The organism is Cellulosilyticum lentocellum DSM 5427 (assembly GCF_000178835.2).
Classification (GTDB): Bacteria; Bacillota; Clostridia; order Lachnospirales; family Cellulosilyticaceae; genus Cellulosilyticum; species Cellulosilyticum lentocellum.
This window is the reverse complement of the sequence record NC_015275.1, coordinates 2,391,661-2,403,711: the sequence shown is the minus strand read 5'-3', so window position 1 is coordinate 2,403,711 and position 12,051 is coordinate 2,391,661. Positions and strand designations below refer to the sequence as shown.

Annotated in this window: 10 protein-coding genes and 2 tRNA genes; 3 read left to right on the top strand and 9 right to left on the bottom strand. The window is 33.1% G+C overall.

The genetic code is table 11. From position 1 onward, the window contains the following. Positions 1–27: 27 nt before the first annotated feature. Both CLOLE_RS11035 and CLOLE_RS11030 read left to right on the top strand, forming a co-directional pair. The gene (locus CLOLE_RS11035) at positions 28–642 is read left to right on the top strand and encodes a hypothetical protein (protein ID WP_013657195.1); all 615 of its coding nucleotides are present in this window, start codon (positions 28–30) and stop codon (positions 640–642) included. A 32-nt stretch (positions 643–674) separates the two neighbouring features. After that, complete coding sequence (locus CLOLE_RS11030; RefSeq protein WP_013657194.1) at positions 675–1,949, top strand: glycosyltransferase family 4 protein; 1,275 nt, start codon at positions 675–677, stop codon at positions 1,947–1,949. 34 nt (positions 1,950–1,983) lie between these two features. Here CLOLE_RS11030 and nth read toward each other — a convergent pair whose 3' ends face one another. The 8 genes from nth to CLOLE_RS10990 all read right to left on the bottom strand — a co-directional run bounded on the left by nth (position 1,984) and on the right by CLOLE_RS10990 (position 9,291). Beyond that, positions 1,984–2,676, bottom strand: coding sequence for an endonuclease III (gene nth / locus CLOLE_RS11025; RefSeq protein WP_013657193.1), 693 nt, complete (start codon positions 2,674–2,676; stop codon positions 1,984–1,986). Positions 2,677–2,680: 4 nt separating this feature from the next. Next, positions 2,681–4,423, bottom strand: a complete 1,743-nt coding sequence (locus CLOLE_RS11020; RefSeq protein ID WP_013657192.1) for a B12-binding domain-containing radical SAM protein — start codon at positions 4,421–4,423, stop codon at positions 2,681–2,683. Positions 4,424–4,535: 112 nt separating this feature from the next. Further along, entirely contained in the window at positions 4,536–4,802 is a 267-nt protein-coding gene (locus CLOLE_RS11015) for a hypothetical protein (RefSeq protein ID WP_013657191.1), read from the bottom strand. An 88-nt stretch (positions 4,803–4,890) separates the two neighbouring features. Beyond that, positions 4,891–5,928, bottom strand: a complete 1,038-nt coding sequence (locus CLOLE_RS11010; RefSeq protein ID WP_013657190.1) for an HD-GYP domain-containing protein — start codon at positions 5,926–5,928, stop codon at positions 4,891–4,893. Between the two features lie 153 nt (positions 5,929–6,081). Continuing rightward, on the bottom strand, positions 6,082–7,431 hold the full coding sequence (gene gdhA, locus CLOLE_RS11005) for an NADP-specific glutamate dehydrogenase (protein ID WP_013657189.1): 1,350 nt from the start codon (positions 7,429–7,431) through the stop codon (positions 6,082–6,084). Between the two features lie 133 nt (positions 7,432–7,564). Next, positions 7,565–8,911 carry a L,D-transpeptidase family protein gene (locus CLOLE_RS11000; RefSeq protein ID WP_013657188.1) on the bottom strand — a complete coding sequence of 449 codons (1,347 nt, stop codon included), beginning with the start codon at positions 8,909–8,911 and terminating at the stop codon, positions 7,565–7,567. Positions 8,912–9,134: 223 nt separating this feature from the next. Beyond that, positions 9,135–9,207, bottom strand: a tRNA-Phe gene (locus CLOLE_RS10995). A gap of 3 nt (positions 9,208–9,210) precedes the next feature. Beyond that, positions 9,211–9,291, bottom strand: a tRNA-Tyr gene (locus tag CLOLE_RS10990). Positions 9,292–9,445: 154 nt separating this feature from the next. On the opposite strand from CLOLE_RS10990, the gene CLOLE_RS10985 reads away from it, so the two are divergent. After that, complete coding sequence (locus CLOLE_RS10985; protein ID WP_013657187.1) at positions 9,446–10,033, top strand: metallophosphoesterase family protein; 588 nt, start codon at positions 9,446–9,448, stop codon at positions 10,031–10,033. A gap of 35 nt (positions 10,034–10,068) precedes the next feature. Here CLOLE_RS10985 and CLOLE_RS10980 read toward each other — a convergent pair whose 3' ends face one another. Next, positions 10,069–12,024 carry a BMP family ABC transporter substrate-binding protein gene (locus tag CLOLE_RS10980; protein ID WP_013657186.1) on the bottom strand — a complete coding sequence of 652 codons (1,956 nt, stop codon included), beginning with the start codon at positions 12,022–12,024 and terminating at the stop codon, positions 10,069–10,071. Positions 12,025–12,051: the final 27 nt, after the last annotated feature.

Genomic DNA, 12,051 nt, shown 5'->3' with positions numbered 1-12,051 from the left:
TAATGTTTTTATGAAAGGGGTTAATTAATGGATTTAAGTTGGTTGCCATCATTTGCGTGCTTTGTCATGGGAATATTCATATTAGGACTAACCTTTAAACAAAGAGTAGAAAAAACGAATAAGCAGAAAAAAGGGGATTGGCGAGAGGCATTAGAAAAAGAACATACCATGCAGTTTGTACGTGCAAAAACTATTCCAGAGAATTTATTTTTATCAGTTGATTTTGAGAAATATCCTGTGGTTAACAATTCTAGTTGCCAAGAAATTTACTTGAAACTTCTAAATTGTGCTAAAACGCCTATGGTTAATTTAAAACAAATGTCTAACTTAGAAATTAAACAGCAATTTGGACCTAGTGGATTAGACATGTTAACAAGTTATGAAAGAAATTATTTTAACTTTATGGATATATCCTATGAATATGGTAGTATATTATATGATAATGGCTTCGTTAAAGAAGCTAGAAAAGTTCTAGAAATGAGTATATTATATGGATGTGATGCATCTAAGTGTTACTTATTACTGATTCAAATTTATAAGTTAATGAATGACTCTGAGGCACTCAATCAGATTAAAGAAACTGCCATGAAAAATATGAAGAACTCTCCACTCTTAGAAAAAGTTCTTAGTCAGTTATCTTAAAGATAACGTCTTAATGAAAGTGAGATGATAAAATGAATATTGGTATTTTTTCAGATACCTATTCTCCACAGGTTAATGGAGTTGTAAGCTCTATTTTAACCTTGGAGAAGAAATTACGCGAACAAGGCCATAATGTCTATATTTTTACGATTAGCCATCCTGATGCAGATGATCATTCACCTTATGTACATCGTATAGCGAGTTTACCTTTTATATTTTTAAAGGATCATCGTGTAGGGATTATTTATTCTAATAAGGCAGTTCATAAAATTAAACGATTAAAGTTAGACATTATTCTTTCTCAAACAGAATTTTCAGTAGGTATTTTTGCAAAATTAGTAGCTAAGAAGTTAGATATTCCTATTGTGCATACGTATCATACAGTTTATGAAGATTATATGCACTATGTTTCTAAAGGAATCGAGTTTTCACCTAAAATCGCACGTAAATACAGTAAATCTTTTTGTAATGGTGTAGATGGTGTTGTTGCTCCTACTAAAAAAACAGAAAAGCTTTTAAGAAGTTATGGTGTAAAAAAACCTATTCGTATTATACCTACAGGCATTGATTTTTCACCTTTTAATTGTGAAAAATATGCTGCTGAGGAAATTCTCCGTTTAAAGGAGACATTTCAAATCCCAACAACTGACCCTGTTATCTTATTTGTAGGGCGTGTTGCAAAAGAAAAAAGTATAGATGTACTTATAGAAGCTATGCCACTTGTTCTTAAAAAGCTACCTACTGCTAAATTAGTTATAGTCGGGGATGGGCCTTCTCGTTTAGAACTAGAGGAATTAGCTGCAAAGTTAGGTGTCAGAGATTCGGTTATTTTTACAGGAATGCAACCATGGAGTGGTATTGGAAAAATGTATCAATTAGGTGATGTTTTTGTCAGTGCTTCTGTTACAGAGACACAAGGGTTAACTTTTGCAGAAGCTATGGCTGCAAAATTGCCTATCGTTGCACAAGAGGATGAGAGTATTGCGGGCCTCATTAGAGATGGCTATAATGGCCTACTTTTCCATAATCAAGAAGAATTATCAGAAGCTTTAGTCACTATTTTATCAGATTCTAGTTATAGAGAAAATTTAGCAAATAATGCCCTCTACTCTGTTAAACCTTTATCTGCTGAAACTTTTGGTTTAAATGCTGAGGCATTTTACCATGAAATATTAGATCAATTTTATGAAGCTAACCCTCATAAGAAACCTCGCCTTCGTTTAAAAAAGCTACTTGCTAAGAAAAAACAAACTTTAAATGACAATATTAAAAATACATCTAAAGACCGCATAGAAGATGAGCAATAAAAAAGTTCCTAGTGTAATCTAGGAACTTTTTTGATTAATACATATGACCTTGTGCTAATGCTTCTTGTGCTTCTATAGGAAGCTGTTTTTGAGAGTGTACTAGACCATAAGGGCAGTGGCTTAAAAACATACAGTTCAAGCATTTAGGACTACGTGCTGTGCAAATGCTACGTCCATGTGCGATCACTTGTGTATTATACCGAATCCAATGGGAATCTGGCAATTTAGTCATAAGATCTTTTTCTATTTGAACAGGGTCTTCATAAGGTGTAATCCCCCATCTAATGCTAATGCGCTTAACATGTGTGTCTACTACAATGCTAGGAATATGAAAGATATTTCCTCTAATAACATTGGCTGTTTTTCTACCTACACCAGCTAAAGTCACAAGTGACTCAATATCTGAAGGTACTTCACCATTAAAGCACTCTACTAGCCGTCTTGAACAAGCAATAATGTTTTTAGCTTTATTTTTATAAAACCCTGTACTTTTAATGGCCTCTTCTACATCCTTGAGTTCAGCTGTAGCAAAAGCTTCTACATTGGGGAATTGTTTAAATAGCCCAGGTGTTACTTGATTAACACGGTCATCTGTACACTGGGCACTTAATATTGTAGCAATTAAAAGTTCAAAGGGCGTACGATGATGCAGGTAGCAAATAACTTCTTTAGGGTAATACGTATCTAATGTATCTAATAAAAAAGCAATTTGTTGTTTTTGTTTCATAGTTTTACTCCTTTTCTATTAAAATACCTTTTATCGGTGAAGAGGAATAATCAAATAATATCCCCATAGGAATCTGTAATAAGTCTGCGGAATCATAGGTTTGACTTAAATAATTTTCCCATACATTATAACGGAAGTACTCTAAATGAGTTTCTTTATAGCGTTGTCTAGGAACCAAACCACTTAAATTCGGTAGATAGTTCATAATAAACAAATCATCTTTAAGTAGGTCATTATAATATACTTTATAGCTTGCACGATTCAAGGTTTCAAATGCTTCTGGCATTTCACGAACAGGTTCGTGAAGAATATAATCCAGTCGAATATATTCCTTGAGAAGTTCAGAGTTAACAGTAGTCTGCTGGGCTGCAAAAGTAATGAGATGAAGATAATAAGCTAGCTTATTGTGTTGGATCAAATCATAGTCTTGTTCTTCCCAAAATACCATTAGAGCTTCAAAAAAGTCGAAAGGTGATTTAAAGCAGGTGAATAAATACTCTAGACTATTATGAAAGCGACCGCTATTATAATATCTCTCTAAAAGCTCTTCTATACTATGCAACTTCAACATTTCATCAAAGCTCATTTCTTTTGTATAAAGGATTTCATAAGGAGGTTCATCTTTATAAATAAGACCATAAGTTTCTGCTGATTTTCTTAATCCAGATCCTTTTAAAAGTTTTAGAAAGCCTAATTGAAATTGCTCAGGACGTAGGGCAATTACATCATTAAAGGAATTTCTAAAAGAAGCATAATCTTCATAAGGAAGACCAGCAATTAAATCTAAGTGTTGATGAATATTACCTAGTGCTTTTATTTTTCTTGTTATTTCTTTAATATCTTCATAGGGCATTTTACGAGAAATGGCTTCTAGTACTTTCATATTAGTAGATTGGACACCTATTTCAAATTGAATAAGACCATTTCTAGCACCTTTTAGAAGTTCTAGCATATCATCATCAATTAATTCTGCTGCGATTTCAAAGTGAAAGTTAGTAGAGCCATTATCATTTGCTATAATATGCTCCCAAATGGCCATCGCATAGGCCTTTTTAGTATTAAAGGTACGATCTACAAACTTAACTTGCTTGACACGCTGTTCTAGGAAGTAAGTAAGATGTATTTTTACGCGTTCTAAAGGAACAAAGCGTACGCCTTTATGCGTGGATGAAAGGCAGTATTGGCAATTAAAAGGGCAGCCTCTAGAAGCCTCATAATAAATGATTTTATGTTCTAAACCCTCTAAAGAGTCATATACAAAAGGCAAATGCTTTAAATCAAGTGGCTGACGAGGTGCATTTTTAATAATAACATTTTCCTTCTTATAAATAATACCATTTATATCTTGTAAAGAGCCTTTACCTTGGATACGATAGTCTAAGTATTGTTTCCAAGTCTCTTCTCCTTCACCTTCCATCACTAAGTCAATATCTAATGCTTCAAATAAGTGATCTCCTTCATAAGAAACTTCCGGTCCACCTAAAACTAGTGTTGTATGAGGTAAAAGCTTTCTTAATGTAGGAATCAAGGTTTTTACAAAAGACATATTCCATATATAACAGGAGATACCGATAATATCTGGTTTTTCCTTATAGATGGCTTTAATCATTTCAGTTTCATTGTTATTAATAGTTGTTTCTAAAATAGTTATATGGGATTCATAGTCTTTACAGTAGCTTTTTATATAACGCAAAGCTAAAGAGGTATGAATATATTTGGCATTAAGTGCTAATAATAATACTTTCAAATTAACAGTCCTTTCTATATATTGCTTGCCTCATTATAGCATATTTTAAAAACTTATCCCAACATAAAATAAAAGCAAAGGTATCACCCTTGCTTTTATAAAAAACAATTACTTATTTAGCTGTGTTATTGGTTGTGTTATTAGTAGTATTGCCATCATTAACAATACCATTGTTGTCATTAACCATACCATTAGTTGCATTATTAGTTGGACTTGTAGTAGGGCTTATAGTAGGACTTACACTTGGACTTACACTTGGACTTACACTTGGACTTTCAATAGGTGGATTAGTTGCTGTAGTACCATTATCAGTTGTTGTGCAACCTACAAAAGCAAAACTCATCACAGCAAGTGCTGTTAAAAATAATAATTTTTTCATATGAATGCTATACTCCTTTTCATGAAATGAAATATTCTACGAAGTTAGTATGAGCACTAATTATGATTTTATGCATAAGCTTTTTAAATCAAGTAAGTTCAATAATATGAATAGAATGATCCGTATAGAGATCAATATACTTATCTTGTACTTTGATAATAGGTCTATAAACGCAGGCTGGATTAATGGCAACTACTTCTCCTATTTGACCATTGCTTAATTGAACGTAAGTTCCTATGTAATAAGTAGCAATATTAGTTAAGAATGTTAATAGAATTTTTGTATCAAGCTTTCCAAATACACCTTCTTGCATTAATTGCATCACATCAAAAGGTGAATGTTTTTTTTGATACGGCCTTTCTGAGAGCATAGCGTCATAAACATCTGCTACTGCTAATACTTTAGCGATATCATTAATATTTTCACTATAAACCCCATAAGGATAACCTGAACCATCCATTTTTTCATGGTGCATCAAGATTCCTATTTTAATATCTAAGCTTATACTTTTATTATCTTGAAGTAGTTCATAAGAATAGCGAGAATGCTGCTTAATTTCTTCAAATTCACTTTCTGTTAGTTTATCTGGTTTATTTAAGATTTTAGGATCTATTTTCATCTTACCAATATCGTGTAATAGTCCAGCAATTAATAAGGATTCTATCATTTGTTCCCCATATTTCATCCATTTCCCAATCAGCATGCTTAATAAAGCAACATTAATACTATGTGTATATGTATAGCTATCAGCATATTTAAAAAGGTTAATGCAACCAATTATTTTATAGTTATCGTTAAAGGCTTCTTGCATTTGTAGCTTAACATTTTTAAAGGCTTCATAATCAACTACATTATCAGTTGTAACTTGATTAAGAAGTACTTGGACGGTATCTGTACATTTTTTATAGCTTTCTCTTGTTTCTTTAGTTATTTTCCATACATCATCCCATGTATTAACAAAAATAGTAACCTCATTAAAACTGAGTTCCTTTAAGGTTTCAATAGTTTCTGCTGTTAATTCTTGATTTTCACCCACATAGACTAAACCATTATCTAAATTTCTAACAGCTTCAGCAACTAGCATTCCTGGCATACATTCATTTAATGGAATTGTTAACTTTGGCATAGCTTTCCCCCTACATTATATTCTGTTATTACAAATTGTCTTATAACTAAATTTTATACTAATTCCATTTATTATACAATATAAACTAGAAAAAAGCTCTTGGTATTGAGGGTAAAAAATATCCCTCTCATGATATATGAGAGGGATATTTTTTTAGTAAGCAACACCTTGCATATACATAGCATCAGCTACTTTTAAGAAGCCTGCAATATTAGCACCAAGCACATAATTATCTGGTTCACCATATTGTGTAGCAGCCTCACGAGAAACAGTGTGAATATGTTTCATGATACCTTTTAATTTTTCATCTACTTCTTCAAATGTCCAGCTATATCTCATACTATTTTGAGACATTTCAAGACCAGAAGTTGCTACACCACCTGCATTAGCTGCTTTACCAGGAGCAAATAGAATGCTTGCTGCTTGGAATACTTCTACTGCTTCAGGAGTAGAAGGCATATTTGCACCTTCTGCAACAGCCATAACACCATTTGCTACAAGTGCTTTAGCTGCTTCTTCATCTAATTCATTTTGTGTAGCACATGGAAGTGCAATATCACATTTAATAGTCCAAATACCACGGAAACCGTCTGTATAGGTTGCATCTTTATGTATATTAACGTATTCTTTGATTCTCTTACGCTCTACTTCTTTAATTTGTTTAACAGCATCTAGATCAATACCATTTGGATCATAGATATAGCCATTTGAATCACTAAGTGCTACAACTTTAGCACCAAGTTCTATAGCTTTTTCAGCAGCGTAAATAGCTACGTTACCAGAACCAGATACAACTACTGTTTTGCCTTCAAAGCTTTCACCTCTGGTAGCAAGCATTTCTTGTGTAAAGTAGCAACAGCCATAGCCTGTAGCTTGTGTTCTTACAAGAGAACCACCATAGTTAAGTCCTTTACCTGTGAGCACGCCAGTAAACTCATTACGTAGACGTTTGTATTGACCAAACATAAAGCCAATTTCACGAGCACCTACACCAATATCACCGGCAGGAACATCTGTGTCAGCACCAATATGTTTGCTAAGCTCAGTCATAAAGCTTTGACAAAATCTCATAATTTCTTGGTCTGATTTACCTTTTGGATCAAAATCACTACCACCTTTACCTCCGCCCATTGGTAGGCCTGTTAAGGAATTTTTAAAGATTTGCTCAAAACCTAAGAATTTAATAATACCTAAGTTTACAGATGGATGGAAACGAAGTCCCCCTTTATATGGTCCAATAGCACTATTGAATTGTACACGGTAACCACGGTTAACCTGTACATTACCGTTATCATCAACCCATGATACACGGAACATAATAGCACGTTCTGGTTCTACAATACGTTCAAAGATTCCTGCTTTAACATATTGTGGGTTGCGCTCAGCAACTGGCTCCATACATAATAATACTTCTTTTACTGCTTGATGAAACTCTGGTTGTGCAGGATGATTTTTTTCTACTCTACTCATTAAGTCCTGCATGTACTCCGTACGAAAACTCATAGATACGCCTCCTATAAATTAAGTTCCTGCGGCTCATCTTCCGCTAAAAACATTTTATCATAATACGAAATTTTTTCAACAAAATAATTCATTTTTATTAAATTTTATTGAATTATAAACAAACATGTATTAATCAATTTCTGATTATAATCATAGTATTATCAGGCAAGTTTTCATAAAGCCATTTAGCATCCTCATCACTTAAAATGATGTTTCTTCTTTTAGTTCTTGCACCCAGAGATTTACTAGCGCTAGTAAGTATATTCCAGTAAGCATCTCTTATGTAACCTTGAAAGCCATATTCATCACTAATTTTTATCCAAAAATTAGCACCCTCTTTATGCACAGCATCTTCATAAACATCTGCTTTACCTTGTAAATAATATGTGCCAAGAGGAGGTGCATATTTTCCTTCGCCTAATGAGCAAACCATGGTCTTAATCTTTTTTTCGCCTTGATAACAGTAAACTACTGTATTTTGACTACAAACTACTTCTAACCATAGACGATTTTGCTTTAAAGTAGTTGTGGTAAATTGAACCGTTTCAGGTTCACTTATTTCACCACTTGCCACCTGTGTTTGAAAAATAGCTTCATATGTTGTTTCTGGTTTTAATCGATCTTGCAAAAGAAAATAGGCATGATGAGCATCTGTTAGTATGCCATTAATTTTATCATTCGCAATCATAACAGTAGCTTTAACAATAGCATCTTTACTTTCTAGAGTTAAACGTGGATAAAGACCAATCCACTTATCTTGTTTAGCGGGATAAGTCTTAGTAATAGATGGTTTTTGATCTACCTGTAACACAAATACTTGATCTTCATCTAGTAGGGTTCCCGTATGTGAAGGCATGCCTGCCTTGAAAGAAAGAACGTAACGTTTACCATTTTCTAAAGGTGATTTAGGAGTAAAAACAAAACGCGTTAAATCTGTATATTGTTTACCATTAGTAGCTGTTACAATATAAGGTTTGATATAAAAAGTTGCGTCGCATTGCAAAAATTTATTGATTTGAGTAGCGTTCATAGGTGTACTAAATTGAACTTCAAATGAATTACTACTAGAAATAAGAAAATCATTTTGTGGACTTAGTATATGAATTGGAGCTTTAAAAGCAATATGTACTTCTTCAGATTTACAAATTCCTTGCCATTTTGTAGGGGCATTTTCAATAAGCATCTTTACTTTTTTCCCTTTAATTAAACTGGTTTCTTTGACTTTTATAGATACAACTTCTGGTTTAATCCAAGTAACTGAATAGTCTACATTATTTTCATAAGGCACTTCACCTAACCATTTAATGTACTGTTCGAAGCCGGCTTGTTCCATTGGTAGTAGAAAATTGATTGTAATTTCCGCATAATCTTTTTTCACTTCTACCCAAGATAAATTAAATCCTTTAATTAACCATAATAAAACGAGTATTACTACAATAGTAAATGATAAAATTGTTAATTTTTGACGATATCTATTCATATTACATCCCTCCAACTTGTCTACAACATATCATATGATAGAAAAGGGACAAACATGATAAATTTTACTGTTAAAAGCAAAAAAGGTACTATTGAAAAAATAGTATCCTTTTTTGCTTTTGTTAGTTTACGGTTTTAGATCCTATAAAAATGCCTAAAGCCGGAATCGAATTAGGAGGATTTTTAGCCCTATGTTTAATTTACGGTTTTAAACATAAAAAAAGTGCCCAGAGCCGGAATCGAACCAGCGACACGAGGATTTTCAGTCCTCTGCTCTACCGACTGAGCTATCTGGGCATCTGGAGGGAGAAGGATTCGAACCTTCGAAGCTATCGCAACAGATTTACAGTCTGCCCCCTTTGGCCGCTCGGGAATCCCTCCATACGATATGTTTTCTTAACACTTGTACATCATAACAAATACAACGTATACTGTCAATATTTTTTGTATATAAAACAATTATTTTTTATGGTATGAAATTTTATGACATTATAGTATAATAGATAACATACAAAAGCTAAAGGACGGTCAATTTATGAAAATTTTAGTTGTTTCTGATGTAGAAAGTAATTATATCTGGGACTTCTTTGATAAATCAAACTTTCAAGATATAGCTTGTGTGATTTCTTGTGGTGACTTAAAAGCATCTTATTTATCCTTTTTAGTTACTATGCTGGCAGTTCCCGTGTTTTATGTTCATGGTAATCATGATAAGGGCTATCTCACACAGCCTCCTGAAGGTTGTGATTGTATCGAGGATAAGGTTGTTACTTTTAATGGTTTACGCATTGCTGGATTAGGTGGTTCTATTGAATATAAAGGTGGTCCATTTCAATTTACTGAAGAAAAAATGCAAAAACGCGTTAAAAAACTTGTTAGAACTTGTAAAAAACCCATTGATATTTTAGTTACTCATTCTCCTACCTTTGGAATAGGGGACAATCCCAATAGTCAGTGTCATATAGGATTTAAAAGTTTTTATACGCTTTATGAGCAGCTTTTACCTAAATATCATTTGTATGGACACAATCACTTTACTTATTCATCTAATGCTAAACGTATTTTAGTACATAATAATATTCAAGTTATTAACGGATATAATTATTATATTTTAGAAATCTAAAAATAGGGAGTAAGGTTAATAACCTTACTCCCTATTTATTTACCCGTAATACCTTGCATATAGGAAAATGGATCTACAGGTGTTAGTGTTTTAATATCTGGAATTTCTCCTTCTACTCCCGCTACTAACCAATCCATATGAATGATATCCTCATAATCTAAGTTTTCGCCAGCTTTGGCTTTTATCACATGATTTTGATCATAGATAGGTCCTTTAAATACATCAAATTCATTTCTAATAATCGCTTGCTTAACATTCTCAATCAAATGCTTCATTGGAGCTGTCATATTACGGTTAGAATATAATAAATCTACGATGCCATTATTCATACCTTGCCAAAAGTTAACAGGCATATCTGAACGATTGTTATCTTCTTGTATGCTCTTCCAAGTACCATTTAATATATTTTGAATAACTTGTTCATAAAATACACCCCAATTCCAGATAGCCATAGCATAGTGGGTTTTTTGATGTGTATTTTGATTAATACTATAAACACCATAGCCCTTGGAAATATCTCCTGGAATAGGGAGATCTTCATTTGAAATAATATCTGCACCAGCATTAAATAAGGTTTCTGCTACAGCTTTACCGCCCTCTGGATTATCCCACCTATTAGTCCAAAGTGCCTTGACCTTAACTCTAGGATTAACGGCTTGTGCCCCTAAAGTAAAGGCATTAATACTACTTACTACCTCTGAAATAGGATAAGGTGCAACATAACCAATCACATTAGTTTCTGTCATTGATCCTGCAATCATTCCTAATAAATAACGTGGTTCATGGATGCGTCCATAATACAAGGTAAGAGATTTATAAGAATGGGTTGCTGCACAATTAAAAAATTTAACATTTGGAAATTCCATGGCAGCTTTTAATGCTGGAGCTAAATAAGTAGGGCTAGTTGCAAATACGATGTCATAGTGATCATTTGCTAAGGTCTTAAAAACATCAAAAGCTTTATCGTTTTCAGGAACTCCCTCTATTTTAGTGGTTACGATTTGATCTTTAAATACATTATCGATATGTAATCGACCTAATTCGTGGGCATATGCCCAACCTGATGTGGAAACAGGTTTAGCATATACAAAAGCTATTTTTAATACTTTTTTTGAAGTCACTAAATCAGATAGAGATGAGAATACACTTTTCTTTTTAGGAGGTTGAATAACCTCTGTTTGAACATGAGTTGTTTCGGCTTCTATTACCTTTAACTCATCAATAATATTTTTGACTTTTACTTTATAGGCTTCTGGTGTAATCTCTTTAGAAAGTCCATAAATCTTTAAAAAGGTTAAAAAGGCATCGCCAGTTGTAATATCTAGTTGATCACCGCCTTGCTCCAAATAAAGCTGTCTAAAGGGACGATAACAATTAGCTAAAAAGATTTTATCTGCCTCTTCTTCTGTAGTCATAGTTCGATATTGTTTAACATAAGAAAGAAGCTCTGTAAAACGACCGATTTCTGAAAACCAAATGGTATTGATGTGAGTTTCTTTGTAAAAATTCATAAACTCATAATAAATAGTATTTAGCTTATTATTAGGGTCACGTTTAGGAATGAGGCGAATGACTTGACCATTAATGGTGGTTCCTTCAACAAATTTCAAAACACTTACCCTTTTATTTCCCTCAATAACAAAGAAACGATTAAGATACTCATAAACTTTAATTGGATCTGCAATACCTGTTTGAATGTGGTAATCGTAAAGATACATCCACTTTGAAGCAAATTCAGTTTTGATATTCATAATAGGCATATAATTATCAGCAAAAGAAATACTTCTAGCATGAGTGTATGTTCCTACAATCTTATTAATAGGAATCTCCACTAGCCCTAAAGGAAATTCAGCTGCAATATCACCTGGTTGAATCATACTATCTAGGGCACGTAAGTAACCAGATTCGCCTTTTAAAAGTTTTTGATTCCAAGCTTGTTTACCGCTCTTATAAGCCTGCTCATAAGCATGTTGTAATTCTGTATGATTCATTTTTTTCACCTTAGCTTTCTACATCTA

Coding starts and splice junctions, on each gene's coding strand:
- CLOLE_RS11035 (WP_013657195.1), top strand. CDS start 28: ATGGATTTAAGTTGGTTGCCATCATTTGCGTGCTTTGTCATGGGAATA.
- CLOLE_RS11030 (WP_013657194.1), top strand. CDS start 675: ATGAATATTGGTATTTTTTCAGATACCTATTCTCCACAGGTTAATGGA.
- nth (WP_013657193.1), bottom strand. CDS start 2,676: ATGAAACAAAAACAACAAATTGCTTTTTTATTAGATACATTAGATACG.
- CLOLE_RS11015 (WP_013657191.1), bottom strand. CDS start 4,802: ATGAAAAAATTATTATTTTTAACAGCACTTGCTGTGATGAGTTTTGCT.
- CLOLE_RS11010 (WP_013657190.1), bottom strand. CDS start 5,928: ATGCCAAAGTTAACAATTCCATTAAATGAATGTATGCCAGGAATGCTA.
- gdhA (WP_013657189.1), bottom strand. CDS start 7,431: ATGAGTTTTCGTACGGAGTACATGCAGGACTTAATGAGTAGAGTAGAA.
- CLOLE_RS11000 (WP_013657188.1), bottom strand. CDS start 8,911: ATGAATAGATATCGTCAAAAATTAACAATTTTATCATTTACTATTGTA.
- CLOLE_RS10985 (WP_013657187.1), top strand. CDS start 9,446: ATGAAAATTTTAGTTGTTTCTGATGTAGAAAGTAATTATATCTGGGAC.
- CLOLE_RS10980 (WP_013657186.1), bottom strand. CDS start 12,024: ATGAATCATACAGAATTACAACATGCTTATGAGCAGGCTTATAAGAGC.